This window comes from Geodermatophilus sp. SYSU D01176 (genome assembly GCF_054050015.1).
On the sequence record NZ_JBJGYN010000036.1, the window covers coordinates 18292 to 43734 of the forward strand.

At 74.3% G+C, this 25443-nt stretch carries 23 protein-coding genes, 1 pseudogene and 1 riboswitch; of the genes and pseudogenes, 17 read left to right on the forward strand and 7 right to left on the reverse strand.

The annotated features are described in order from the left end of the window. Window positions 1-11 precede the first annotated feature (11 nt). A complete protein-coding gene (gene cutA / locus ACI78Z_RS17695) occupies window positions 12-2426 on the forward strand; it encodes an aerobic carbon-monoxide dehydrogenase large subunit (protein WP_457037857.1) in 2415 nt (804 codons plus the stop codon). Beyond that, window positions 2423-3088 carry a CoxG family protein gene (locus ACI78Z_RS17700; protein WP_457037858.1) on the forward strand — a complete coding sequence of 222 codons (666 nt, stop codon included), beginning with the start codon at window positions 2423-2425 and terminating at the stop codon, window positions 3086-3088. The genes cutA and ACI78Z_RS17700 overlap by 4 nt, the downstream gene beginning before the upstream one ends. Before the next feature lie 16 nt (window positions 3089-3104). On the opposite strand, the gene ACI78Z_RS17705 is transcribed toward ACI78Z_RS17700, so the two are convergent. From ACI78Z_RS17705 to ACI78Z_RS17735, 7 genes and pseudogenes are all read right to left on the reverse strand, one after another. Beyond that, window positions 3105-4043 (reverse strand): oxidoreductase, encoded by a 939-nt coding sequence (locus ACI78Z_RS17705; RefSeq protein ID WP_457037859.1) that lies wholly within the window; start codon window positions 4041-4043, stop codon window positions 3105-3107. Further along, a pseudogene (locus ACI78Z_RS17710) lies at window positions 4040-4606 on the reverse strand (peroxiredoxin family protein); the annotation flags it as partial. The pseudogene ACI78Z_RS17710 and the gene ACI78Z_RS17705, both read right to left, overlap by 4 nt. 129 nt (window positions 4607-4735) lie before the next feature. Then, window positions 4736-5296 (reverse strand): hypothetical protein, encoded by a 561-nt coding sequence (locus tag ACI78Z_RS17715; protein ID WP_457037860.1) that lies wholly within the window; start codon window positions 5294-5296, stop codon window positions 4736-4738. A gap of 19 nt (window positions 5297-5315) precedes the next feature. Continuing rightward, a complete protein-coding gene (locus ACI78Z_RS17720) occupies window positions 5316-6449 on the reverse strand; it encodes a serine hydrolase domain-containing protein (protein ID WP_457037861.1) in 1134 nt (377 codons plus the stop codon). A gap of 202 nt (window positions 6450-6651) precedes the next feature. Further along, on the reverse strand, window positions 6652-7740 hold the full coding sequence (locus tag ACI78Z_RS17725) for an alkene reductase (protein ID WP_457037862.1): 1089 nt from the start codon (window positions 7738-7740) through the stop codon (window positions 6652-6654). A 203-nt stretch (window positions 7741-7943) separates the two neighbouring features. Then, the gene (locus tag ACI78Z_RS17730) at window positions 7944-8663 is read right to left on the reverse strand and encodes a LuxR C-terminal-related transcriptional regulator (protein ID WP_457037863.1); all 720 of its coding nucleotides are present in this window, start codon (window positions 8661-8663) and stop codon (window positions 7944-7946) included. Between the two features lie 238 nt (window positions 8664-8901). Beyond that, entirely contained in the window at window positions 8902-9603 is a 702-nt protein-coding gene (locus ACI78Z_RS17735; protein ID WP_457037864.1) for a LuxR C-terminal-related transcriptional regulator, read from the reverse strand. A 410-nt stretch (window positions 9604-10013) separates the two neighbouring features. On the opposite strand from ACI78Z_RS17735, the gene ACI78Z_RS17740 reads away from it, so the two are divergent. The 15 genes from ACI78Z_RS17740 (at window position 10014) to ACI78Z_RS17810 (ending at window position 24806) form a co-directional block, all read left to right on the forward strand. Then, window positions 10014-10340, forward strand: coding sequence for a TcmI family type II polyketide cyclase (locus tag ACI78Z_RS17740; RefSeq protein WP_457037865.1), 327 nt, complete (start codon window positions 10014-10016; stop codon window positions 10338-10340). 28 nt (window positions 10341-10368) lie between these two features. Next, window positions 10369-12075: an acetyl-CoA carboxylase carboxyltransferase subunit alpha gene (locus tag ACI78Z_RS17745; RefSeq protein WP_457037866.1), complete on the forward strand. Its 1707-nt coding sequence runs from the start codon at window positions 10369-10371 to the stop codon at window positions 12073-12075. A 2-nt stretch (window positions 12076-12077) separates the two neighbouring features. Next, on the forward strand, window positions 12078-12611 hold the full coding sequence (gene accB, locus ACI78Z_RS17750) for an acetyl-CoA carboxylase biotin carboxyl carrier protein (RefSeq protein WP_457037867.1): 534 nt from the start codon (window positions 12078-12080) through the stop codon (window positions 12609-12611). Next, a complete protein-coding gene (locus tag ACI78Z_RS17755) occupies window positions 12608-14131 on the forward strand; it encodes an acetyl-CoA carboxylase biotin carboxylase subunit (RefSeq protein ID WP_457037868.1) in 1524 nt (507 codons plus the stop codon). Before accB ends, ACI78Z_RS17755 begins: the two co-directional genes overlap by 4 nt. After that, window positions 14095-14355, forward strand: coding sequence for an acyl carrier protein (locus ACI78Z_RS17760; protein WP_457037869.1), 261 nt, complete (start codon window positions 14095-14097; stop codon window positions 14353-14355). Before ACI78Z_RS17755 ends, ACI78Z_RS17760 begins: the two co-directional genes overlap by 37 nt. A 23-nt stretch (window positions 14356-14378) precedes the next feature. Beyond that, window positions 14379-14888: an SRPBCC family protein gene (locus tag ACI78Z_RS17765; protein WP_457037870.1), complete on the forward strand. Its 510-nt coding sequence runs from the start codon at window positions 14379-14381 to the stop codon at window positions 14886-14888. After that, on the forward strand, window positions 14885-15847 hold the full coding sequence (locus ACI78Z_RS17770; protein WP_457037871.1) for an ACP S-malonyltransferase: 963 nt from the start codon (window positions 14885-14887) through the stop codon (window positions 15845-15847). The genes ACI78Z_RS17765 and ACI78Z_RS17770 overlap by 4 nt, the downstream gene beginning before the upstream one ends. Further along, the gene (locus tag ACI78Z_RS17775; protein ID WP_457037872.1) at window positions 15844-16269 is read left to right on the forward strand and encodes a cupin domain-containing protein; all 426 of its coding nucleotides are present in this window, start codon (window positions 15844-15846) and stop codon (window positions 16267-16269) included. Before ACI78Z_RS17770 ends, ACI78Z_RS17775 begins: the two co-directional genes overlap by 4 nt. Window positions 16270-16372: 103 nt before the next feature. Further along, a complete protein-coding gene (locus tag ACI78Z_RS17780; RefSeq protein WP_457037873.1) occupies window positions 16373-17665 on the forward strand; it encodes a beta-ketoacyl-[acyl-carrier-protein] synthase family protein in 1293 nt (430 codons plus the stop codon). 73 nt (window positions 17666-17738) lie between these two features. Next, the gene (locus ACI78Z_RS17785; protein ID WP_457037874.1) at window positions 17739-18980 is read left to right on the forward strand and encodes a beta-ketoacyl synthase N-terminal-like domain-containing protein; all 1242 of its coding nucleotides are present in this window, start codon (window positions 17739-17741) and stop codon (window positions 18978-18980) included. After that, on the forward strand, window positions 18977-19321 hold the full coding sequence (locus ACI78Z_RS17790) for an antibiotic biosynthesis monooxygenase family protein (RefSeq protein WP_457037875.1): 345 nt from the start codon (window positions 18977-18979) through the stop codon (window positions 19319-19321). Before ACI78Z_RS17785 ends, ACI78Z_RS17790 begins: the two co-directional genes overlap by 4 nt. Continuing rightward, a complete protein-coding gene (locus ACI78Z_RS17795) occupies window positions 19318-22182 on the forward strand; it encodes an FAD-dependent monooxygenase (RefSeq protein WP_457037876.1) in 2865 nt (954 codons plus the stop codon). The genes ACI78Z_RS17790 and ACI78Z_RS17795 overlap by 4 nt, the downstream gene beginning before the upstream one ends. Before the next feature lie 67 nt (window positions 22183-22249). Then, window positions 22250-23533, forward strand: coding sequence for a cytochrome P450 family protein (locus ACI78Z_RS17800; RefSeq protein WP_457037877.1), 1284 nt, complete (start codon window positions 22250-22252; stop codon window positions 23531-23533). Beyond that, on the forward strand, window positions 23530-24378 hold the full coding sequence (locus tag ACI78Z_RS17805) for a TcmI family type II polyketide cyclase (RefSeq protein WP_457037878.1): 849 nt from the start codon (window positions 23530-23532) through the stop codon (window positions 24376-24378). The genes ACI78Z_RS17800 and ACI78Z_RS17805 overlap by 4 nt, the downstream gene beginning before the upstream one ends. After that, the gene (locus ACI78Z_RS17810) at window positions 24375-24806 is read left to right on the forward strand and encodes a VOC family protein (protein ID WP_457037879.1); all 432 of its coding nucleotides are present in this window, start codon (window positions 24375-24377) and stop codon (window positions 24804-24806) included. The genes ACI78Z_RS17805 and ACI78Z_RS17810 overlap by 4 nt, the downstream gene beginning before the upstream one ends. A 453-nt stretch (window positions 24807-25259) precedes the next feature. Beyond that, window positions 25260-25418, forward strand: a riboswitch (cyclic di-AMP (ydaO/yuaA leader). Window positions 25419-25443: the final 25 nt, after the last annotated feature.

Sequence of the window (25443 nt, forward strand, 5' to 3'; positions counted from 1 at the left end):
AGGAGGCTGCGGTGACGACGAGGCTGTTCGGCGAGCCGGTCCGCCGGCGGGAGGACGCCCGGCTGATCACCGGCCGCGGCCGCTACCTCGACGACATCGGCGCGGGCGCGCTGGCCGCCGCGTTCGTGCGCAGCCCGCACGCGCACGCGCGCATCGTCGACGTCGACGTGGACGCCGCCCTCGACGTCGAGGGCCTGGTCGCCATCTACACCTACGAGGACCTCACCGGCCCGCTCGCCGAGCCGCTGCCCGTGCTCATCCCGCACCCGCAACTCCACGCGCCGCGCACCGGCCACCCGCTGGCCAACGGCGAGGTGAACCACGTCGGCGAGCCGGTCGTCATGGTCGTGGCGACCGACCGGTACGTCGCCGAGGACGCCGCCGATCGGATCGCCGTCACCTACGAGGAGCTGCCGGTCGTCGTCGGCGTGGACGCCGCGCGGGCCGCTGAGCACGCCGTCCACGAGGAGATCCCCGACAACGTCGCGGCCCGCCACCGCCAGGAGACCGGGGACGTCGAGCCGGCGCTGGCCGCGGCCCCGCACACGCTGTCCTTCACCCAGTACGTCGAGCGCAGCGCCTGCACGCCACTGGAGGGCAAGGGCGTGCACGCGCGGTGGGACGCCGGCGACCGCTCGCTGCGGGTGCACACCAGCACCCAGGCCTCGACGTCGGTGCGGGCCGCCATCGCCGCCAAGCTGCAGCTCTCGCTGGACGAGGTCGAGGTGATCGCGCCGGACGTCGGCGGCGGCTTCGGCGTGAAGATCGTGCACCCGTGGCCCGAGGAGCTGCTGGTGCCGATGGCGGCGATCGCGCTGGGCCGCGAGGTGAAGTGGACCGAGGACCGCCGCGAGCACTTCATCTCCAGCGCCCACGAGCGGCAGCAGCGGCAGGAGATCAGCGTCGGGTTCGACGACGACGGCCGGATCACCGCGCTCGATGTCCACATCTGGCACGACAACGGCGCGTACACGCCCTACGGGATCATCGTGCCGATCGTGACCGCGACCCAACTGGTCGGCCCGTACGTGATCCCCGTGTACCGGGTGGTCGTGGAGAGCGTCTACACGAACACCGTCATCGTGACGCCGTACCGCGGCGCCGGGCGGCCGCAGGGCTGCTTCGCGATGGAGCGGACGATGGACCGCATCGCCGACGCGCTCGGCCTGGACCGGGCCGTCGTCCGGGAGCGCAACCTCATCCAGCCCGACCAGTTCCCGTACGACCACCACCTGACGTTCCAGGACGGCCGTCCGGTCATCTACGACTCCGGCGACTACCCGGCGCTGCTCGACAAGCTCAAGGCACTGGTCGGCTGGGACGGGATCGACGCGCTGCGGGACGACGCCGAGGCGCGCGGCAGGCTGCTCGGCGTCGGGATGGCGCTGTACGTGGAGGGCACCGGGCCCGGCCCGTACGAGGGTGGGCACGTGCAGGTGCTGGGCAGCGGCAGGGTATTGGTCTCGACCGGGCTGACGACGCAGGGCCAGGGGCACGAGACGTCGTTCGCGCAGATCGTCGCCTCCGAGCTCGGGGTGCCGATCGAGGACGTCGAGGTCACCACCGGGGACACCCGCCGCTTCCCGTACGCCGTCGGCACGTTCGCCTCGCGGGCCGCGGTGATGAGCGGCAACGCGATCGCGCTGGCCGCGCGCGGGGTGCGGGAGAAGGCGCTGCGGATCGCCGCCGACGTCCTGGAGGCCGACCCGTCGGACCTGGAGATCGCCGACGGCGTCGTCCAGGTGAAGGGGACGCCGGGGGCCACGATCCCGCTGCGGACGGTGGCGGTGCTGTCCAACCCGCTGCGGTACGCGTTCGACGAGGCGGCCAAGCAGGCGACGCAGTTCGCGACGCACGACGACACCAAGCCGCCGGTCGCCGAGGGCGACGCCCCGGGACTGGAGCACCGCGACTACTACTCCCCGCTGCGCTCGACGTTCGCCTCCGGCGCGCACGCGGCGGTGGTGGAGGTCGACCCGGCGACGTGGGAGATCGACGTCGTGAACTACGCGGTGGTGCACGACTGCGGCAACGTGGTGAACCCGATGATCGTCGAGGGTCAGGTGCACGGCGGGGTCGCGCAGGGCGTGGGCGGGGCGCTGTACGAGCGGATGGCCTACGACGCCGACGGGCAGTTGCAGAACGCCTCCTTCATGGACTTCCTCATGCCGTACGCGTCGGAGGTCCCGGACATCGTGATCGACCACCAGCAGACGCCGTCGCCGCTGAACCCGCTGGGCATCAAGGGCGCCGGTGAGGCCGGGGTGATCCCGGGGTCGGCGGCGCTGGCGTCGGCGATCGAGGACGCGGTGGGACGGCGGATCACCGCGATGCCGATCTCCCCCACCGAGCTGTACGACCTCATGCGTTCGGAGACGGCCGAGCGGACGGCGGCCTCGAGTCGCAGGACGGGAGTGGGCGTGTGAACCTCGACGGCTCGGCGGTGCTGCACGGGTCCCCGGACGACGTGTGGCGGGCGCTCACGGATCCCGCGGTGCTGGCGCGGACCATCCCGGGGTGCCTGGCGCTGGAGCGGGTCGGCGAGGACTCGTACCGCATGGACGTCTCGGTGGGCGTTGGTGCGGTGAAGGGGACGTACGCCGGCGAGGTGCACCTGACCGACCAGCAGCGGCCGACGTCCTACGTGATGCACGCGTCCGGGGCAGGGGCGCCGGGACAGGTGCGGGCCACGGTGACCATCGAGCTGGCGCCGGACGGCGACTCCTCGACGGTGCTGACCTACTCGGCGGAGGCGGTGGTGGGCGGCCCGGTGGCCGGCGTGGGCCAGCGGATGATCACCGGCGTCGCGAAGCGGATGGCTGCGCAGTTCTTCACCGCGGTGGACGCCGAGCTGGCCGGCGCGGGCGCTCCGGCCCCGGTCGTGGCCGAGGCCCGCCCGTCGGCGGCCGCTGTGAGCGCGACGGACGCCGAGGCGCCCGCTGCTCCCCGACCGCAGGTCTTCACCGGGCGTGCCGGCGTTCCCGCGGGAACGTCCGACCTGCGGACCCTGGCTCTCGGCGCCGCCGGTGGCAGTCTGCTCACCCTGATCGGCGTCCTCGTCGGCTACCGCCTGGGTCGGCGGAGCTAGGGGACCCGCCGCACCGTCACGGGGCTCCTGCTGCAGCGACGTCCAGCGGGATGCCGGTCTCGCGCTCGGAGACCTGCCACAGGGTGTCGATCTGCTCCTGCTGGCCCCACCGGCGCAGGATCGGCCGCTGCACGGCCGGACCGTGCGAGCCGTACCGCGGCGCGTACAGCTCCCCGCCGCGTGCCTGCGGATCGGTCGCGGCGCGCAGCTGCGGCCGGGCGCCCTCGAACGGCGACATCCCCGACCGCGCGGTGAGCACCTCGAAGAACGCCCCCACCCAGCCGGCGCCGCCCTCGCGCACCGCGCGGCCCTGCAGGTCGGTGTTCGTCAGCCCAGGGTGTGCGACCAGGCTCGACGCGCGGACACCGACGCGGGCAAACCGCTGCTGCAGCCCCAGCCCGAAGTGCAGGTTGGCCATCTTCGACCGCGCGTAGGCCGACCACGCCCCGTAGCCCCGCTCGAGGTGGACGTCCGCCGGGTCCATCCGCCCGGCCCGGTGCCGCGCCGTGCTCGTCACCGTCACCACCCGCGCTGCCGGCGCCCGCAGCAGCGCCCGCAGCAGGTGCGCGGTCAGCGCCCAGTGCCCCAGGTGGTTGACGCCGAACTGCATCTCGAACCCGTCGGCCGTCGTCCGCTGCGGCATCGCCATCACCCCGGCGTTGTTCACCAGCAGGTCCACGCGCTCGTGCCGATCGAGCACCGACCGCGCAGCGGCGGCCACCGACGACAGGTCGCCCAGGTCCAACGGCACGACCTCGAGCGACGCCGAGGGGTGGCTCACCCGGATCCGCTCCTCCGCGGCCGCGGTCTTCGAAGCGTCCCGGGCTGCCATCACCACGTGCGCACCCGCGCCCGCGAGCGCCAGCGCCGTCTGCAGACCCAGCCCACCGTTGGCGCCGGTCACCACCGCCGTCCGGCCGCTCAGGTCCGGGATGTCGCGCTCGGTCCAGGTCATCCCCGGTCCGGCGGGTGCTCGGCGCGCCACTCGTCGAACGCCGCGAGGAACGACTCGGCCATCCGCTTCTCGGTGAGCAGCTGCTCGCGGTCGCGCTCGTCGACCATCCGCTCGCTCAGCGCGCCGGTGTTGAACTTGATCGCGCGGAAGTAGGGGGTGAACGACGACGGCTGGAACGCGCGCTTCGACGGCCGCGGCCCGATGTCCGGGGGATCCCACGCCGCGGGCAGCGGCACCGGGTCGAGCCCGAGCGCCTCGACGGCGGCGAGGATCGGCTCGTCGTCCGGACGGTCGGTGAAGTCCCGGGACAGCTCGCGGAACACCTCGCTGCCGTCCGGGGCCACCACGACGACGACGGGACGGAAGATCGACGCGTCGTGGTCCCAGGCGCCGAGCGGTTTGGCCAGCCGCGACCCGTCGGGGTCGCTGACCCAGCGGTAGGGCAGGTGCCAGGTGCGGTTCATCGCCAGCTGCACCTCCGGTGGGTCGGTGGAGCCGAGCACCAGCTCCGCGCCGGCGTCGGCGAGGCGGGACATCGATCGGGCCAGGCGGACCGCCTGGGCGCAGCAGTACGGCTACCAGTCGCCGCGCAGACCGAGCAGCACGAGGGCGGCGCGCTCGTCGGAGCGCAGGGCCAGCAGGTCGGCAGAGTCCATCCGGGGAGCCTAAGAGGGCTGGTCCGTGCCCGCCCGTCAGCTGCCGGCGCGCGCCTCCGCCCGCATGGCGACGGCGGTCAGCAGCTCCCAGCGGATGGCCGAGCTGCCCGGCTGGACGGCGAGCCAGTAGAGGCCGAAGCGCTGCCGCGTCCGCGGATCGGTGGCGACGATCCGCGTCTCGCAGCTCAGCCGCGTGCCGCCGAGGGCCGGCGTCAGCCGGAACTCCATGCCGACCTTCACCCAGCCCGGCTCCGACCAGCCCCGGACCCCTGCCGCGTCCAGCACGGGCGGTCGCCTGCCACCGAACAGGCGCCAGGCCTGCAGCACGCCGCCGAACAGCACGTGCGAGGGCGGATCGGAGGCCAGCTCCGGGATCGGCACCACGTCGAGGAAGGTCCGGTCGAGCCCACCGCGGCGCCGCCCCCGGCCCGCCAGCAGCACCGGCAGGGCGCGCACCGCGCTGAAGAGCAGGGTGACCGGAAGCGACGAGAGCCGCAGCCGGTGCAGCTCCTCCCACACGATCGACGGCGGCGCGTCGATCACCCGCGACTGCCGGGTGACGTGGTCGGCCACCGGCACCACGTCGTCGAGGTCCATGCCGCGCCTCCCCCGGGCCTCAGCCGAGCGCGGAGTACACCGCCCGGATGTAGGCCTCGCTGCGGTCCGAGCCCAGGATCCCCGGCGCCATGCGGTTCATCAGGTAGCTGATGGTCAGCCGGCGGTCGAGGTCCATCACGATCATCGACCCGCCCCAGCCGCCCCAGAAGAAGGTCCGCCCCTCGGGCACGTACGGGACGATCGGCGAGCCCAGGCAGTAGCCGATGCCGAAGCGGAACGGCGCCTCGAGCACCAGGTCCACGCCGTCGGACTGCTGGTCGAAGACCAGATCGATCGTCCCCGGCGACAGCAGCCGCACGCCGTCGACCTCCCCGCCGAGCGACAGCACCCGCATGGCCCGCATGAGGCCGCGGGCGTTGGTGTGCCCGTTGAGCGCACCGAGGTCCGCCCGGCGCCACTCCGGTGAGTTGGCGGCACGAGCCGACGCGACCGGTGCGGTGTAGGTCTTGACCATCACCGACTCTGGGTCCAGCTCCCGCGGGTCCTCCTCCGGCCGCGGCGGCGGGACGACGGGCGCGATGCGGTCCCAGTCCGACTCCCGCGCGCCGATCTGGAGGTCCGCGCCCAGCGGCCGGGCGATCTGGTCGGCCACGAACTGCTTGAAGGTGTGCCCGGTGATCCGCCGGACCAGCTCACCCACCAGGTGCCCCTGGTTGTTCGCGTGGTAACCCGACGCCGTCCCCGGCTCCCACCACGGCGCCTGCGCGGCCAGCCGCTCGGTCGCCGACGGCCAGTCGTACATGTCCCGGATCGAGAACGGCCGCTCCCAGCCGGAGACGCCCGACGTGTGCGACAGCAGGTGCCGCACCTCGACGTCCTTCTTGCCCTTGGCCGCGAACTCCGGCCAGTAGTCGGCGACCGGCGCGTAGAGGTCCAGCTCGCCCCGCTCGACGAGCAGCAGCGCGGCCAGGGCGAGCACGGTCTTCGTCGTCGACCAGCCGTTGACGATCGTGTCCTCGGTCCACGGGACGGTCCGGTCGGGGTCGCGGTACCCGCCCCACAGGTCGACGACGGTCTCCCCGTCGAGGTCGACGGCGATCGACACCCCCAGCTCGTCGGCGTCGAGGGCGCGCTCGAGCGCCTCCCGGACCCCGGAGAAGCGGTCGTCGCAGCTACCGTGCACCTCGGCCATCGAGCCTCCTCGTTCCCGCCCGACCCCGGTGTCGCGCCGCGACGATGAGACCACGCCCATGGCCCGCCGCGGTCCACCACCTGCGGGTGAGGCACTTCCGGTTCCGGCTCGACCGCCGCCGCGCCTGCGCCCGGCGGGGCGAGCACACGCTGAGGGCCCTCTCGATCTGATCGAGAGGGCCCTCAGCGTGTGCTCGTGCGGCTCAGCCGGCCTTGAGGGTCGGGTAGTCGGTGTAGCCCTCGGCGCCGCTGGCGTAGAAGAGGTGCGCCTTCGGCTCGTTCTCCGGGTGCTCGCCGGCCCACCGCTCGACCAGGTCGGGGTTGGCGATGGCGGCGCGGCCCACGGCGACGGCGTCGGCGTGCGCGGCCTCGATGAGGCGCACCGCCTCCGCGCGCGTGGTGACCGAGCCGAAGCCGCTGTTGGCGATCAGGTGCCCGCCGAAGCGCTCGCGCAGCTCCTGCACCAGCTCCCCGCCCGGCTCGGCGTGCAGCACCGACAGGTAGGCCAGGCCCAGCGGACGCAGCTGGTCGACCAGCGCCCCGTAGGTGGCCCGGACGTCGTCGCGGTCGGTCTCGTAGGCGTCCTGGATGTTGTGCTCGGGGGAGATCCGCAGGCCGACCTTTCCGGCGCCGACCGCCGCGGCCACCGCCGTCACCACCTGGACGACGAAGCGTGCCCGGTTCGCAGGCGAGCCGCCGTACTCGTCGGTGCGCTGGTTGGACGCCGGCGAGAGGAACTCGTGCAGCAGGTAGCCGTTGGCGCCGTGGATCTCCACCCCGTCCAGCCCGGCCTCGATCGCGCGAGTGGATGCGGAGACGAAGTCCTGCAGGGTCTGGCGCGCCTCGTCGACGGTCAGCGCGTGCGGCACCGGGTAGGGCTGCTTGCCCCTCTCGGTGTGGCCCTCGCCGTCGATCGCGATCGCGCTCGGGGCCACGACGCGGCGGCCGCCGTTGACGTCGGGGTGGGTCACCCGGCCGCCGTGCATGACCTGCAGGACGATGCGGCCGCCGCGGGCGTGCACGGCGTCGGCCACGCGGCGCCAGCCCTCGACCTGCTCGTCGGTCACGATGCCGGGCTGGCCGACGAAGGCCTGACCCTCGTGGTTCGGGTAGGTGCCCTCGGTGATGATCAGGCCGAGGCTCGCGCGCTGCCGGTAGTGCTCGACGACGAGGTCCCCGGGCACGCCGGAGGCGCCGGAGCGCATGCGGGTCAGCGGGGCCATGACGACGCGGTTGGCGAGCTCGATGTCGCCCAGGGTCACAGGGGAGAACAGGTCCACGGGTAGTTCCATCGCCGCGACGGAGTGGTCCATTCCGGACCGCCACCGTCACGCCGCTCACAGTGCGAACGGCGGGTGTTGGCGGGCCGACTCCGGCGCCGTTCCACCCGCTTCCGCGCCGTTGCAGCAGCGCGGGAGCATCAAGAGCAGCGCGAGAGTGGCCTCGCCAGGACCCCGGCGGCTCACCGGACCGCGGCCCCCTGCAGGGCCCTCCGTCACGCGGCCGGTGAGCTCTCCCGGGTGACCAGGATGGCCAGCTCGGTCCGGGAGCGGACCTCGAGGCGGCGCATCGACGCCGTCAGGTGGCTCTTGACCGTCGCCAGGCTGAGGAACAGCCGGCCGGCGATCTCCTCGTTGCTCAGCCCCTGCGCCACCAGCTCGGCGACCTCGCGCTGCCGGTCGGTCAGCCGGTCGAGGGCGCGCAGCGCCGGGGCCGACCCCGGACGGGGTGCCGAGGTCAGGTGGTGCACCAGGTGGCTGGTCGCCGCCGGGTCCAGCGCCGCCTCGTGCCGGGCCAGCGCCCGCACGCCGTCGACCAGCCGCTTCGCCCCCGATCGGCGGGGCAGGTACCCGCGGACGCCGGCCTGCAGGATCTCCACGAGCTGCGGCTCGGTCTCCATCTCGGGCTCGGCCAGCACGAGGACCGAAGCGTTCCGCCGGCACAGGGTGCGCAGCAGCGGGAGGGCGTCACCGGCGACCAGGCCCTGCCGGACGACGACGACCACGGCGCCCGCACAGTCGGCCGCCTCGAGGGCCTCGGGGAGGTGCGTCGTCTCGGCGACGACCGCCATGTCCGGTTCGGCCTCGAGGACGACCCGCAGCCCGATGCGGAACACCTCACGGTCCTCGCAGAGCAGGACGCACACCAGGCTGGTGGGTGGGGGGACGGCGTGCGGGCACACGGGTGCCGACCCGCCGCGCCGCGGAACGGGCACGGGGCCCGCGGTGTCGTGTCGTCCGAACTCCAGCGAGCCGGGCCCTCTGACGCCGTCATCGTCCATGTCGTTCCCCCTGTGACCCGCCCGACGAGGCCTCGCCCGACGGACCGGCAGTTTCGACACGCGCCCGTTTTACTCCGGACTGGAGTGACTCTAGCGGGATGCGCGGACGTTGTGTCCAGTTCGTTCCCAGGCTCTTCACAGAAATCCGCCGATCGCCACGCCGACCTGCGGCTCAGCCTCCGGCCGGGAACGCGTCCTGCCCGTCTCCGGGGCGCGCGCTCCGGTGCACGTGGATCGCCAGCTGGGTGCGGTCGCGCAGCCCCAGCCGGCGCAGGGCCACCGTGATGTGGCCCTTGACCGTCGCCCGGCTCACCTGCAGGCGGGCGGCGATCTCGGCGTTGGTCAGGCCCTCGGCCACGAGCTCGGCCACCGCCTGCTGCCGGGCGGTCAGCGGGCCGTGGCCCGGCCGGTCCCCCGGCGAGCGCGGCACGTCGTCCAGGCGGTGCAGCAGCTCCCCGGTGACGCTGGCGTCCAGGACGGTCTCCCCCCGGGCCACCGCACGCACGGCCTCGACCAGCCGCTGGGGGCTGACGGTCGTGTGCACGTAGCCGCGCGCCCCGGCCCGGAGGACGTCGATCAGGTCGCTCCCGGCACCGGCCTCGCCGAGCAGCACGACCCGCACGCCCATCGCGGTCAGCTGGCGCACCAGGTCCTGCAGGAGCGGCCCCTGCCCGTCGAGGCCGACGAGGGTGACGTCCGGGCGGACCGAGGCGGCCAGCGCGAGCGCCTCGGCGACGCAGTCCGCCTCGGCCACGACGCTGAGGCCGGGGATGCGGCGCAGGACGGTGCGCAGCCCGTGCCGCAGGACCTCGTGGTCGTCACAGATCAGCACCCGGACCGGCGGGTCGACGCCGGACACGGCCGGTGCAGGCACGACGTCTCCCGATCCGGCCATGCGTCCGCCCCTCTCCCCGTGCGGCCCCCGTCGGAGGCGACCGTCAGGTGCGGTCTCGCAAGTTAGGCCGCATCCGCGCAGGTCGCCACACCCGCCGACGGGGCGGGACACGAACCGTCGGCGAGTTCATACCCAGGTCGTGCCCGTCGTCCTCCCGGAGTGGCGGTCGTACGACCACGGGCCGACGGTCCCTGGTCCTCCCGGCGGGTCGAGCCGGCCGTCCCGGAGGGCATCGGTCCTGCTCCGGGCGGGCACCGCACGCCCTCCTCCCACCCCCCGGGCGTGCCCGGCAACTGGACCTGCGGCCGATGTCCAGGACTCCCGCGCCGACCTAGCGTCGTCGCATCCCCGAGCCCCTCCCCCGGGCCGCAGCGACGCTGGGAGTCCCCGTGCACCAGACGATGATCATCGCCAAGATGGCGCCGACCGACGCCGACAAGGTCGCCGACGTCTTCGGCCGCTACGACGCCACCTCGATGCCCCACGAGATCGGCGTGCGGAACCGCTCGCTGTACCAGTTCCACGGCCTCTACGTGCACCTCATCGACTTCGACCGGCCGGCTCCCGAGGCGATGCGCATCGCCCAGAGCCTGCCGGCCTTCCGCGCCGTGAGCGACGACCTCCGCCCCTACATCGAGGCCTACGACCCGAACTGGCGCTCACCGCAGGACGCGATGGCCCGTCGCTTCTACCACTGGACGTCGTCCGCGGAGTGAGACCGCTCCGAGCGACTGGGAGGCCGTCATGACACGTTCCTCGCCGACCACGGCTGCGGCCGTCCCGGCAGCGTCGGAGCAGGCGGGCTGGGTCTGCTGCCCCGACTGCGGCTGGCTGCTGTACCGCAAGCGGCTCGACCGCAACCTGCACGTCTGCCCGGAGTGTGACCACCACCTCCGGCTGAGCGCCCGTGCCCGGATCGTGCTGCTCACCGACCCGGGCAGCTTCACCGAGACGGCGTTCCTGCCCGGGAACCCCGACCCGCTGCACTTCACCGACCTGCGCGACTACCCCGACCGGCTGGCCGACGCCGCGCGCCGCTCCGGTGAGTCCGAGGCCGTCGTGGTCGGCACCGCCCGGATCGGCGGCGCCGAGGCGGTCGTCGCCGTCATGGACTTCGCCTTCCTCGGCGGCAGCATGGGCGTCGAGGTCGGCCGGCGGGTGAGTGGCGCCGCGGACCTGGCCCTCCAGCACGGCCTGCCGCTGGTGACCGTCTGCGCGAGCGGCGGTGCCCGCATGCAGGAGGGCGTCTTCTCGCTGTTCCAGATGGCCCGGGTCAGCCAGGCGTACGGCCGGCTCCGCGAGGCCGGGCTGCTGTCGGTGTGCGTCCTCACCGACCCGACGTACGGCGGGGTCTCCGCCTCCTTCGCGACCCTCGCGTCGGTCCTGGTGGGCGAGCGGGGCGCGCACGTCGGCTTCGCCGGGCCACGCGTGGTGCAGGAGACCATCCGCGCCGAGCTGCCGGCCGACTTCCAGACCGCCGAGTTCCTCCTCGCCCACGGCCTGGTCGACCGCGTCGAGAGCCGGGCCGACCTGCGGCCGCTGCTCGCCCGCCTGCTGGCCCTCCACGGGCCGGGCATCTCGGACGAGGCGATGGACGACGCCGGCCCCGTCGAGCTCCCGGTGGTCGACGAGGACGCCGACCCGTGGGACGTCGTCCAGCGGGCGCGGGTCGTCGAGCGGCCCACCACCCTGGACTACCTGCACACGGCGTTCGACGACTTCGTCGAGCTGCACGGTGACCGGTCCTTCGCCGACGACGCCGCCGTGGTCGGCGGGGTCGCCTCGATCGGCGGGCGCACGGTGGTCGTCATCGGCCAGGAGAAGGGCCACACGGTCCGCGAGCGGGTGGCCCGCAACTTCGGGATGCCGCACCCCGAGGGCTACCGCAAGGCGCTGCGGCTGCTCGACCACGCCGAGTCCTTCGGGTTCCCCGTCGTCACCCTCGTCGACACCCCCGGCGCCCACCCCGGGCCCGAGGCCGAGGAACGCGGCCAGTCGCACGCGATCGCCGAGACGATCATGCGCAGCAGCAGGCTGCGGGTCCCGGTCGTCGCCGTGGTCACCGGGGAGGGCGGGAGTGGCGGCGCGCTCGCGCTGTGCACCTCCGACCGGCTGCTGGTGATGCAGAACGCCTACCTGTCGGTCATCAGCCCCGAGGGGTGCGCGGCCATCCTGTGGCGGACGGCGGTGGCCGCACCGACCGCCGCCCGGGCGATGCGGCTCGGCGCGGCCCACCTGCGGGCGTCGGGGATCGCCACCTCGGTGGTGCCCGAGCCTCCCGGTGGCGCCCACACCGACCCGGCCGCGGCCGCCCGACTGCTGCGCCAGGCGCTCATCCGCGAACTCGACGACGTGTGCCGCCTCGACCTGGCCACGCTGCTGGACGCGCGGTCCCGGCGGCTGGACCGCATCGGCGGGGACGACCGAACCCTGCAGCCGGTGGAGGTGTGACGGTGTCCACCAGTGAACTCACCCCGCGGATGAGCACCGCAGCACAGACCTCCGAGCCGGACGACCGGCCCCGGGACCTGCGCGAGGAGGTCGTGGCGCTGGCCTACAGCCTCCCCGGCGGGCTGCGCCGGCTCACCGTGCGCGACGGCGACCGCGCCATCGAGGTCGAGTGGGCCGCCGATGCCCGGTCGACCGAGCCCGCCGCCGCGCCGGAGACCCCGGCGCCGGCCACCCCGGCCGCACGCGACGTCCGCGCGGCCGGGCCCGCCGAGGCGGCGGCGGACGAGGCGACCGTCCGCTCCCCCCTGGTCGGCACCTTCTACGTGGCGCCCTCACCCGGGGCCGACCCGTTCGTCCGGGTCGGCGACGAGGTGGAGCCGGGCCAGACCGTCGGGATCGTCGAGGCGATGAAGCTGATGAACCCGATCCTCGCCGACGAGGCGGGGGTGGTGGCCGAGGTCCTGGTCGACGACGCCGAGTCGGTCGAGTACGACCAGGTCCTCATGCGGCTGCGGCCCACGGGGCGGAACCGGTGATCGGCCGGGTGCTCGTCGCCAACCGCGGCGAGATCGCCGTCCGGGTGGCCCGGGCCTGCCGTGAGCTCGGCATCGAGGTCGTCGCCGTGTACTCGACGTCGGACCGGAACTCCGCCGTCGTCGACCTGGCCGACGAGGCCGTGCACATCGGGCCGCCCGCCCCGCGGCGCAGCTACCTGCACGTGGCCAACATCGTGGAGGCGGCGCTGCGCACCGGCGCCGACGCGATCCACCCCGGGTACGGCTTCCTCTCCGAGGACCCGGACTTCGCCGAGATCTGCGCCGCGGAGGGGCTGACCTTCGTCGGCCCCCCGCCGGCGGTGATGCAGCAGATGGGCAACAAGGCCACCGCGCGCCGGCTCATGGCCGACGCCGGGCTGCCGCTGCTGCCCGGCGTGGTGGAGCCGGTCGGCACCGTCGACGAGGCGCGGGAGGTCGCCGCGCGGATCGGCTACCCGCTGATCATCAAGGCGGCCGCGGGCGGCGGCGGCCGGGGCATGACGGTCGTCCGCGAGGCGCGGGACCTGGCCGACGCGTTCACCACCACCCGGGCCACGGCCCGCGCGGTGTTCCGGGACCCCGCCGTCTACCTCGAGCGCCACCTGCCTCGCGCGCGGCACGTGGAGGTGCAGGTCCTCTGCGACACCCACGGCAACGGCGTCTCCCTCGGCGAGCGGGACTGCTCGCTGCAGCGGCGGCACCAGAAGTTGCTCGAGGAGGGGCCGGCCGGCCACCTCAGCCCCGAGCAGCGCGCGGAGCTCGGCCGGCTGGCCGTCCACGGCGCGCTCTCGGTCGGCTACACCGGCGCCGGGACCATGGAGTTCCTGGTCGACGAGACCGGGTCGGCCTACTTCATGGAGATGAACGCCCGCATCCAGGTCGAGCACCCGGTCACCGAGCTGCTCACCGGCGTGGACCTGGTCCGCGAGCAGATCCTCGTCTCCGCCGGCCGGCGCCTGCAGCTGACCCAGTCCGACGTCGTCCCCCGCGGGGCGGCCATCGAGTGCCGGATCAACGCCGAGGACCCCACCCGGAACTTCGCGCCGGCGCCCGGCCGGCTCGACGTCCTGCAGGTGCCCGACGGGCCGTGGACCCGGTTCGACACCGGCTACCGGCAGGGCGACACGGTGAGCCCGGACTACGACTCGCTGCTGGGCAAGCTCATCGTCTGGGCCCCCGACCGGGAGCAGGCCATCCGCCGGATGGACCGCGCCCTGGCCGAGCTGCGGGTGGAGGGCCCCGGCGTCCACACCACGATCGACCTGCACCGGGCCCTGCTGCGCGACCCCGACGTCACCGCCGACCGCCACGACGTGCAGTTCCTCGACCGGCACCTGCCCGAGGTGCTCGCCCGGGCCGCCTCCCTCGCCGACGCCCCCGAGCCCGGCCTCCCGGCCGCCGCCCGCGGCTCGCTCTCCCTCGTCCAGACCCCGGCCGCAGCCGCGCAGCCGGATCCCGCCACCCCACCGGAAGGACCGACACCGTGCCCGACACGACCTTCACTCTCAGCGACCTCATGACCCTGCTCTCGGAGAAGGCCGGGCTGCCCACGACGTCGCACACGACCGACCCGGACGCCCGCTTCTGCGACATCGGCCTGGACTCGCTGGCCTTCCTCAACCTGCAGACCGAGCTGCAGGACCGCTTCGGCACCGAGATGCCCGACGACAGCCCGGACCGCTACACGCTCGGCGAGATCGTCGACACGGTCAACGCGGCCCAGTCGTCGGCCGGCATGGCCTGAACCGACCCCACCAGGAGGACACCGTGAGCAGCACCCTCGAGCCGGGCACCGCCACCGCGACCGCCGGGCACACGGACAACTCGATCGTCATCGACGCCGACATCGACCACGTCTGGGCGATGACCAACGACCTGCCGTCGTGGCCGGACCTGTTCACCGAGTACAGCGAGGTGGAGATCCTCGCGTCGACCGACACGTGGTTCCGGTTCCGCCTCAAGATGCACCCCGACGAGAGCGGGCGGGTCTGGAGCTGGGTCTCCGAGCGCACCCTCGACCCGGTGGCCCGCGAGGTGCGCGCCCGCCGCGTCGAGCCCGGCCCGTTCGAGTTCATGGACATCCACTGGAGCTACGCCCCGGAGGGGTCCGGCACGCGGATGCGGTGGGTCCAGGACTTCCGGATGCGCCCGGAGGCGCCCATCGACACCGAGGGCATGACCCGGCGGATCGACGCCAACAGCAAGGTCCAGATGAAGATCATCAAGGACAAGGTGGAGGCCGCGGCGGCGGCCCGGTCCGGGGAGCCGGCGACGTGATCGGCACCGCCGTCGTCCTCGCCGGGGAGGCCGGCGTCCGGGCCGGCGCGATCGACGCGTGGCTCGCAGACGAGGCGGCCCGCGCGGTGGTGGACGAGGCCTCCGCCGTGGTGGGGCGCGACGTGGCCACGTGGTGGCGCGACCCGCTCAACCTGTGCTGCGACACCACGGCCGCCCACGTCGAGGTCGTGGTCAGCGGGATCGCCGGATACCGCAGCCTGACCGCGCGCGGCCTGCGGCCGGTCGCCGTCGCCGGGCACGGGGTGGGCGAGTACGCCGCCCTGGTGGCCGCCGGCGCCCTGCCCCTCGACCAGGTCGTGGAACTCGTCCACTGGCGGGCCGAGCTGCTGGCGCTGTCGCCCCGCCCGTCGTGCGCGGGCATGGCGGCCGTCGTCGGGCCCGGCGCCGGCGACGTCGCGCGGGCGGTCGTCGCCGACGTCGGCACCAGCGGGCCGCTGGCCGTGGCGTCGTTCGACGGCCCCGCCCAGGTCCTGCTCGCGGGCGGCTGCGAGGCGCTGGCCCGGGCGCAGGAGGCCGTGACCGCCGCCGGGCTGGACCTGGTCCGGCTGCCCGGGCGCGCCGCCTGCCACGGCCCGCTGGTGGAGCCGGTCGCCCGGCACCTGGCCGCCGCGCTCGCCGACCTCGACTGGTCGGAGCCCGACGTGCCCGTCGTCCCCAACGTCGACGGCCGGCCGACCCGGGACCCCGAGCAGCTGGCCCGGTGCCTGCGCGCCCACCTGACCTCGCCGGTGCAGTGGGAGGCGACCTCCCGCGCGCTGGTCGAGGCCGGGGCGACCGCGGTCGTCGAGGTGGCCGCCGTCCCGGTGCTGGGACCGCTGATCCGCCAGGTCCACCCCGACCTCCCGGTGCACCTCGCCACCGGGCCCGGGACGCCGCTCCCGACCACCCCACCGGAGCCCGCCCCCGCGGTGCCCGTCCCCACCGGAGGAGAGACATGACCACCATCCAGCACCCCCCGTCGGCGAAGGTGCGCTGCGGACCCACCGTCCACCGGGCGGACACACCCGCCAACCGCCGGCGCGGCGGGGACATCCGCGTCCTGCTGTCGCCGGCGAGCGTCGGCTCCACCGCCGGCTTCATGGGCACCCTGACCCTGGAGCCCGGCGAGATCGTCACCGAGCACTGGCACCCGTACTCGGAGGAGTTCCTCTACTGCCAGAGCGGCGACGTCCTGGTCACCCTGGACGGCGAGGAGCGGCGGCTGGTCGGCGAGTCCGCCGTCCACATCCCGATCGGCGTCAAGCACCGCATCGTCAACGACTCGGCGACGACGGCGACCTTCGTGTTCCTCTGCGGCCCGCTGGCCCCGCGGCCGGAGCTGGGGCACGTGGACACCGAGCTGCCGCCGAGCGCGCGGTGACCGCCGTGGAGACGACGCGGGAGCGAGCATCGCTGCGCGCTGGGGGCACCTCCCGCTTGCGGGGGACAGCGACCGAGGAGCGGAACGACCGCGGAGTCGAACAGTGAACGCCGACCGGCGCCGGGTCGTCGTCACCGGGATCGGGGTGGTCGCTCCCGGGTCGATGGGCCGCGAGGGCTTCTGGGACATGATCACCGCCGGCCGGACGGCGACGCGGCGCATCACGTTCTTCGACGCGAGCCGGTTCCGGTCCCAGGTGGCCGCCGAGGTCGACTTCGACGGCCGGCTCCTGGGCCTGACCGCCCAGGAGGTGCACCGCAACGACCGCTTCGTGCAGATGGCGATGGTGGCCGCCGACGAGGCCGTGGCCGACAGCGGGCTCCCCATCGGGTCGGACTCGCCCGACGCCCCGGACCCCGACCGGGTCGGGATCACCCTGGGCAGCGCCGTCGGGGCCACCATGCGGCTGGAGCAGGAGTACGTCTCGGTCAGCGACGCGGGCACGCACTGGCTGGTCGACCCCCGCTACGCCTCCCGCTTCCTGTCCCACGCCCTCGTCCCCAGCTGCGGCGCCACCGAGCTCGCCGTGCGCTTCGGTGCCCACGGGCCGGCCACCGTGGTCTCCACGGGCTGCACCTCCGGCATCGACGCGATCGGCTACGGCAGCCAGCTGATCGAGGACGGCGATGCCGACGTCGTGGTCGCGGGGGCCAGCGACGCCCCCATCTCGCCGATCTCGATGGCCTGCTTCGACACGATCCGGGCCACGACGGACAACAACGCCGACCCCGAGCACGCCTCGAAGCCCTTCGACGCCCGCCGCAACGGCTTCGTCATGGGCGAGGGCGCCGCGGTGCTGATCCTGGAGGAGCTCGAGCACGCCCGGGCGCGGGGCGCGGAGGTCTACTGCGAGGTCACCGGCTACGCCAGCCGCTGCAACGCCTTCCACATGACCGGCCTCAAGCCCGACGGCACCGAGATGGCCGAAGCGGTCCGCCAGGCGCTCGACCAGGGCCGCATCGACCCCGGCGAGGTCGGCTACGTCAACGCGCACGGCTCCGGCACCAAGCAGAACGACCGGCACGAGACCGCGGCGGTGCACAAGAGCCTCGGGCCGGCGGCCGACCGGGTGGCGATGAGCTCGATCAAGTCGATGATCGGCCACTCCCTGGGCGCGATCGGCTCGATCGAGGTCGCCGCGACGGCGCTGGCCGTGCAGCGCGGCGTCCTGCCCCCCACCGCCAACTACGAGGTGCCCGACCCCGAGTGCGACCTGGACTACGTGCCCAAGGTCGCCCGCGAGCAGAAGGTCGACGTCGCGGTCTCGGTCGGCAGCGGGTTCGGCGGGTTCCAGTCGGCCATCGTGCTGGCCGCCCCCACGAGGAGGACAGAGTGACCGAGCTCGCGAGGTCACCCATGACCACAGCACCGTCGGTCCCGACGCCGACGAGCGCCAGCGAGGAGGAGTCGTGACCGGCCTGCTGGTCACCGGGATCGGGGTCGTCGCCCCGACCGGGGTGGGCGTCGAGGCGCACTGGGAGTCGATGCTGCGCGGCCGGCCGGCGATCGGTCCCATCGAGGGCTTCGACTCCTCGCCCTACGGCATCACCCTGGCCGGGCAGGTGCGCGACTTCGACCCCGACGAGCACGTGTCGCCGCAGCTGAAGGTGCAGACCGACCGCTGGACGTGGATGTCGCTGGCCGCGGCCACCCTCGCGGCGGCCGACGCCCGCTACGAGCAGCCCGAGGACGTCTACGCCACCTCGGTGTTCCTGGCGTCGGGCTCGGGCGGCAACGAGTTCAGCCAGCACGAGATCCAGGGGCTGTGGGCGAAGGGCCCCCGGTCGGTCGGCGCCTACCAGTCCATCGCCTGGTTCTACGCGGCCAGCACGGGCCAGATCTCCATCCGCGACGGCTACAAGGGCCCCTCCGGCGTCGTGGTCAGCGAGGGCGCCGGCGGGCTGGACAGCATCGGCTGGGCGCGCCGCGTCGCCCGCCGCGGCACCCCCGCGGTGCTCGTCGGCGGCACCGAGGCCGGGATGTGCCCCTACGCCCTGCTGTGCCAGGCGACCAGCGGCCGGCTGTCCACCGCCACCCGTCCCGAGGAGGCGTACCTGCCGTTCGACCGGCGCGCCAACGGCCACGTCGTCGGGGAGGGCGGCGCGATCCTGCTCCTCGAGGAGCCCGGCGCCGCGCGGGCCCGCGGCGCGGAGAAGGTGTGGGGCGAGGTCGCCGGCTACGGCGCCACGCACGACGCCCACCACCACGAGGACCCCGCGCCCGACGCCACCCAGTACGCCCGGGCGATGCGGCTGGCCCTCGCCGACGCCCGCGTGTCGCCCGACGAGGTCGACCTCGTGATCGCCGACGGGGCCGGGACGCCGGAGCTCGACGCGCTCGAGCTGCAGGCGATCGGCGCCGTGTTCGGGAACCGGGCGACGCCGGTGCCGGTCACCGCGCCGTCGTCCTGGACCGGCCGGCTCATGGCCGGGGGCTCGGCGCTCGCCGTCGCCACCGCGCTGCTCGCCGCCCGCGACGGCATCGTCCCGGGGACGGCGTTCCTCGAGCAGCCGGTCGAGGCGCCCGGCGTCGACCTGGTGCGGGACGCCCGCGTGCAGCAGGTGTCGACCGTGGTCGTCCTGGCCCGCGGCGCCGGTGGCTTCAACAGCTGCCTCGTGCTGCGCCGCCCGGCCGGGGAGGGGACGCCGTGACCACCCCCTCGGGCGGGACGGTGCGGACGATCCTGCGGATGCGCACCCTCGAGGGCCGGGAGGCCGACTTCGAGGCCGCCTGGCGCCGGGCGGCGGCGGAGATCAGCCGGGTGCCGGGCAACCTGCGCCAGGAGCTCATCCGCGACGCCGACGACCCGCGCACCTTCCTCATCACCAGCGACTGGACCGACCGGGCCGCGGTCGACGGGTTCGGCCGCAGCAGTGCCCGCGAGACGCTGACCGAGGCGCTGCGGGACCTGCGCGAGGACGCCAGCCGCAACACCTACGAGGTGCTGGCCGTCGTCCCGGGCGCGGGCCGCCCGGCGGAGGTCCGCGCATGACGGCGACACTGGCGGACGGCGGCAGGACGACGGTGCGGACCCTCCTGCGGATGCGCGCGCGGGCGGGCTGCGAGGCGGAGTTCGAGGCGGCCTGGCACCGGGCCGCCGCGGAGATCGCCCGGGTGCCGGGCAACCTGCGCCAGGAGCTGATGCGCGACGAGGGCGACCCGCGCTGGTTCGGCATCGTCAGCGACTGGACCGACCGGGCGTCGGTGGACGCCTTCGGGCGCAGTGCCGCCCGGGAGACGCTCACCGAGGCGCTGCGCGACCTGCGCGAGGACGCCACCCGCTCGACCTTCACCGTGCTGGCCACGGTGCAGGCCGAGCGGCCCCGGCCGGTGCGCATCGACTTCTCCACCAGCGTCAAGCCGGGCGAGCAGGTGGCCTTCGAGCGTGCTTACGCGACGGTCACCCAGCGGATCGGCGACTCCCGCGGGTACGTGCGCGAGGAGCTGCTGCGCGACGCGAGCGGCCTGCGGTACCACATCTTCGCGGAGTGGGAGTCCGAGGACGACTTCGTGCAGTGGGTCGAGGACCCGGTGCACATGGTGGCCGGCGCACCGCTGGCCCGGTGGCACTCGGTGGAGTTCCGGCGCGAGGTGCTGGAGATCCGGCAGCGGCCCGACGCGGACACGGACTTCCCGGAGCTGCTCTCGCCCGGCGGGGACGTCGAGGTGGAGCGGGTGCGCGTCGACACCGCCGTCGCCGTCGAGCCCTGGGAGGCCGACGCCTTCGAGCTCGCCTACCTCGCCGCCGCGCAGCTCGCCCGCAGCGCTCCGGGCCACGCCCGCGAGGAGCTGCTGCGCGAGCCCGACGGGCGGCGCTACCACGTCGTCGCCGAGTGGGACTCCGAGCAGCGCTTCACCGACTGGGCGGCGGAACCGGCGAACTGGGCCGCCGGGCCGCTGGGCCGGTGGCTGGCCAGGGGCGAGGACCGCCGGGTGTTCGCGCTGCGCGCCCGACCGGCGACGCCCGGACCCGCGCAGCAGCCGGCGGCCGTGGACGTCGGCGTGTCCGTGGCGCCGGAGCCGGACCTGGAGCTGGTGGCCGGGCCACCGGTGCGGGCCCCCGAGGTGCCTTCCGCGCGCGAAAGGCACCCTGACCGGGTGGCGCCGGTGCCCAGCGCCAGCGTGCAGGAGTTCGTGGAGAAACCCGAGGAGACGCACGCCCCGGCGCCCGTCCTCCCCGCGGCGGCGGACGTCGCCGCACGGCCCGGGCGGGCGGTCGAGGTGCTCGTCGTCGGCGCCGGCCCGGCCGGCCTGACCCACGCCATCGAGCTGGCCCGCCGCGGCATCGCCGTCCGCGTCGTGGACAAGCGCCCCCAGGCGTCGACGCAGGCGGACAAGGCGATCGGCATCCACTGCCGGACGATGGAGATCTGGGAGGACCAGGGCATCGTCACCGAGGCGATGGACGCCGGGATCTGGCTGTACGGCCAGACGGTGTTCGTCAACGGCGTGCAGACCCACCAGGTCGACTGGGCCGGTCTCGACGAGCTGCCCTACGCCCACCTGGGCCTGCCGCAGTACGACACCGAGCGCATCCTCGGCGCCAAGCTGACCTCCCTCGGCGTGGTGGTCGAGCGCGGCGTCGAACTGGTCGCCTTCAGCCAGGACGACGAGGGCGTCACCGCGCAGCTGCGGCACGCCTCGGGCGAGCTCGAGACGACCCGTGCCCAGTACCTGGTCGGCTGCGACGGGGCGCACAGCGCCGTCCGCGCCGGGCTCGGGCTGGCCTTCGAGGGCGGGCTGTCGATGTTCCCGCAGCTGTTCATGCTCGGGGACGTCGACGTCGACTGGGACCTGCCGGCCGGGCACCTGGTGCGCTTCGTGCGCATCGAGAACGAGGACGACTTCACCGGGATGCTCGTCTGCGTCCCGCTCAAGGGCCGCAACCGCTACCGGATCGCGACCCTGGCCCCCCAGCGGTGGCAGGACGCGGTCGGCTCCGGCGTCGTCCCGCCCGGGTTCTGGCAGGAGTACGAGCCGCCCACGCTGGCCGACATGCAGGCCGCGATCGACGACCTGGGGCCGCCCGGGACGACGGCGAGCAACCTGCGCTGGTCGTCGATCTTCCGGATCAAGCACGGCATCGTCGACCGCTACCGCGAGGGGCGGGTCTTCGTCGCCGGCGACGCCGCGCACCTGCACCCGCCGGCCGGCGGACAGGGGATGAACACCGGCATCCAGGACGCCTGGAACCTCGGCTGGAAGCTCGCCCTCGCCGTACGCGGGCTGGCCGCGCCCGGGCTGCTGGACAGCTACGAGGCCGAGCGCCGTCCCGCGGGGAAGATGATCGTCGACCGCGCCGTGGCCATCGCGTTCACCGACGAGATGGACATGGCCGACGAGAAGGCGCAGTTCCTGCTCGAGATGCAGATGACCATGAACTACGCCGGTAGCCCGCTGGTCGGCGAGACGGCCCCCGGCGGCTTCCCCGCCGGGCCGGAGCCCGGGCACCGCGCCCCGGACGTGCACGGGCTGCGGCGCTTCGGCGTCGCGCACCCGCTGCGGCTGTTCGACCTCACCCGCGGCACCCGCTCCACGCTGCTGCTGGCGGCCGACGCCACCGCGTCGGAGGAGCAGGTGTCGGACCTGGAGAAGCTGGCCGTCGCCGTGAGGCAGCAGACCCGCGGCGAGGTGGGCGCCTACCTGGTCGCCGCCCCCGACGCCCGGGTGCCGCTGCTGGTCGACCTGCCCGTCGTCCGCGACGCCGCGGGCAGCTTCGCCGCGGCCTACGGCACCGCGGGCGCGGGGACGGCGGCCTACCTGGTCCGCCCCGACGGCCACGTCGGCTTCCGCAGCCGCCCGCTGGACGAGGACGCCCTCCTCGACCACCTGGCGGGGGTGTTCGCGCAGTGACCGGCCCAGCCACGGCCCGCTCCCGACGGACCGCACCCGAGACCGCCCCACCCCCCAGGGAGACGACATGACCCAGACCGCACCACCGGCGTCGGCCGCACCCCCGGACGACGTCGTCCCCGGTCAGGAGATCTACACGCCGGAGTTCCGCGCCGACCCCTACCCCGTCTACGCCCGGCTGCGCGCCGAGCGGCCGGTGGTGAAGGTGCGGACGCCGCGCTTCGACTCGTTCCTGGTCACCCGGTACGACGACGCCCGGCAGGCGCTGTCGGACCCGCGGCTGTCCAAGGACCTGTACCGCGCCGGGGACACCTACCTGGCGGTGTTCGGCGAGAAGGCGCGGCAGATCAACACCAACATGCTCAACTCCGACCCGCCCGAGCACAGCCGGCTGCGCCGCCTGGTGACCCAGGCGTTCACCCCGCGGCGGATCGAGGCGATGCGGCCCCGGGTGGAGGAGATCGTCGAGGGGCTGCTCGACCGCATGGCGCCGAAGGGGCGGACCGAGTTCGTCGACGAGTTCGCCCTCCGGCTGCCGCTGGCGGTCATCGGCGACCTGCTCGGCATCCCCGAGGCCGACCACGAGGAGATCCTGGCCGGCACCCAGGTCATCCGGACCGTCGGCACCGGCGGGCGCAGCCCCCAGGAGGACCGGGCCGCCATCGGGCAGGCCCAGGAGCGGCTGCACGCCTACTTCACCGGCCTGGTCGCCGCCAAGCGCCGGGAGTCCGGCGAGGACCTGGTCAGCGCGCTCATCGCCGCGCGCGACGGCGACGGCCGGCTGTCGGAGGCGGAGCTGGTGAGCACCTGCTTCCTGCTGCTGTTCGCCGGCTACCAGACCACCTCGGACTTCCTGGGCAACGCCGTGGTCGCGCTGCTGACCCACCCCGAGGAGATGGCCAAGCTGCTGGCCGACCCCGACCTGCTGCCCGACGCCGTGGAGGAGCTGCTGCGCTTCGACGGGTCGGTGCCGGTGTCGAGCTTCCGGTTCGCGACCGAGGACCTCGAGATCGGCGGTGTGCCCGTCCCGGCGGGCTCGATCGTCACGATCGTGCTCAGCTCCGCCAACCACGACCCGGCGCTGACCCAGGACCCCGACGCGCTCGACCTCACCCGCGGCGACACCCCGCACATGTCCTTCGGGCACGGCATCCACTACTGCCTGGGCACCGCCCTGGCCCGCCTGGAGGCGACGACGGCGCTGCGCCGGATCCTCGTCCGCCTGCCCGACCTGCGCCTCGACGTCCCCGTCGAGGACCTGCAGTGGCTCCCGGCCGCCTCGGCCTTCCGAGGGCTGCTCGAGCTCCCGCTCCGCTTCACCCCCACTCCCACCGAAGGAGGCCCCCGATGACGCAGACGACACCCTCGGCCAACCCCGAGGCCGCTCCCTCGGCCGACCCCGCGGCCGACGCCTCGACGACCCCCACGGAACCGCCCTGGGCGAACGACACCGTCGAGTTCGCGAACACCTCCTCGGCGCCCGCGACCTGGTACTCGGGCACCTGGCGCCCGTTCCGCAACGTCATCGTCTGCCGGATGGCCCCCGGCAGCGAGGACAAGGTCGGGCCGGTGTTCGCCTACTACGACCGGACCACCCGGCCGCAGGACCTCGGCGTCGTCGGCCGGGTCCTGCTCTCCTACGAGGGCCTGTACCTGCACGTCATCGAGCGCAAGGAGGACCCGGAGGTCTCCGGCCAGCGCCGTGGCCTGCCGGCGTTCCAGGCGATCGCCGAGGCCATCGCCCCCTACGTGACGCCCTACCCGAGCTACTGGCAGAACCCGTCGCACTCGGTGGCGAAGCACTTCTACACGTGGGTGCCCGAGGGCGAGGTCTCCCCCGACCGGGAGATGACCGTCATCGTCCAGCGGATGAAGCCGGGCAGCGAGGAGGACATCGCCCGGGTGTTCGCCGAGTCCGACGCGGGTGGGCTGCCGACGGAGACCGGCGTCACCGGCCGCTGGCTGTACTCGATGGAGGACGTGTTCGTGCACCTCCTCGAGCAGGACCGGGTCAAGGCCGCGGCCGTGCGGGAGAACCACGAGTCGATGCGGCCGGCCTTCGCGAAGGTCATGGCGGACCTCGCCCCCTACGTCAGCCCGTACCGCCCGGAGACCTGGCAGAGCCCGCGCGACTCGGTGGCCCGGGTGTTCCACCGCTGGGTGGCTCCGGACTGGCAGCCCGAGGCCGGGCAGTGAGCCTGCGGGGGTTCTCGGCGCTCGTCTTCCTGGTGGACGACGTGGCCGCGGCCACGGACTGGTACACCGAGCTGCTGGGCCAGGCGCCCGTCTTCACCCGGCCCGGGCCGGACGGGCGCGTCGTCTACGCCAAGTTCGTCATCGGCGACCACCAGGGCGAGCTGGCCCTCGCAGACAGCAGCCGGGCCCCCGCGGGCAGGGCCGCCGGCCCGGCCGGCGCGATCGTGCACTGGCGCGTCGACGACCTGGCGGCCACCCTCACGCGCCTGAAGGCAATGGGGGCGACGGAGTACACGCCGCCCACGCCCCACGGGCCGTTCGTCACCGCGGTCGTCGTCGACCCCTTCGGCAACCTGCTCGGCCTGCAGGGGGTCGCGGCCACGCCGCACTACACCGGTGACTACATAGCCGTCACCACGGCGAACTGACGGCTGACGGTGGCCGGCCCGGGTGCGTCCCGGGCCGGCCACCGTCCTGCCCGGACCGTTTCCTCCGTTCCTCCAGCCTGCGATCGCCGCCGCCGGGACGACGACCGGGATGGACGGGTGCGCAGCGCGAAGACACACCTCGCCGGGGAACGCAGCGACGGACCGGACGTGCGACGCGCTCGCTCACCCGGCTGAGCCCGGCGAGCGCGGTGAGGCTGGACCGGGTCGCCAGGTCCGAGCTCCTCCTCCACGCCCCGCAGCAACCGCGACAGCGAGCCCCTGGCCGGCACCGGTGGTCGCACAGGGTGAGCTGACGAGCGCGCGTCCTGGCGTGTCGGCGGCCTGTCACAGGGGTGCCGGCGCCGAACCGGGCCCTGCGATTGTCACGGAACGGTCACGGCCCTACGTTTCCCTGCGTCCGGCCGGTCGGCACCTCCCCACCCGGGGAACCCGCGCCGGATGCCGCCGAGTCGCGCACCCTGTGGGGGCGCGAGCCGGGGACCCACCTGTACCACCGGGGTGAGTCCCGCTCCCGGACGCCGTCCGGGGGCGGGTAGGGCCCTCCCAGCCCGAACCCGTCAGCTCACCCGGTAGGCGGCCAGGGGAGAACGGAGTTCCATCGCGCCGGGGCCTCTCG

Coding starts and splice junctions, on each gene's coding strand:
- ACI78Z_RS17705 (WP_457037859.1), bottom strand. CDS start 4,043: ATGACCTGGACCGAGCGCGACATCCCGGACCTGAGCGGCCGGACGGCG.
- ACI78Z_RS17715 (WP_457037860.1), bottom strand. CDS start 5,296: ATGGACCTCGACGACGTGGTGCCGGTGGCCGACCACGTCACCCGGCAG.
- ACI78Z_RS17720 (WP_457037861.1), bottom strand. CDS start 6,449: ATGGCCGAGGTGCACGGTAGCTGCGACGACCGCTTCTCCGGGGTCCGG.
- ACI78Z_RS17725 (WP_457037862.1), bottom strand. CDS start 7,740: ATGGAACTACCCGTGGACCTGTTCTCCCCTGTGACCCTGGGCGACATC.
- ACI78Z_RS17745 (WP_457037866.1), top strand. CDS start 10,369: ATGACACGTTCCTCGCCGACCACGGCTGCGGCCGTCCCGGCAGCGTCG.
- ACI78Z_RS17775 (WP_457037872.1), top strand. CDS start 15,844: ATGACCACCATCCAGCACCCCCCGTCGGCGAAGGTGCGCTGCGGACCC.
- ACI78Z_RS17795 (WP_457037876.1), top strand. CDS start 19,318: ATGACGGCGACACTGGCGGACGGCGGCAGGACGACGGTGCGGACCCTC.
- ACI78Z_RS17800 (WP_457037877.1), top strand. CDS start 22,250: ATGACCCAGACCGCACCACCGGCGTCGGCCGCACCCCCGGACGACGTC.
- ACI78Z_RS17805 (WP_457037878.1), top strand. CDS start 23,530: ATGACGCAGACGACACCCTCGGCCAACCCCGAGGCCGCTCCCTCGGCC.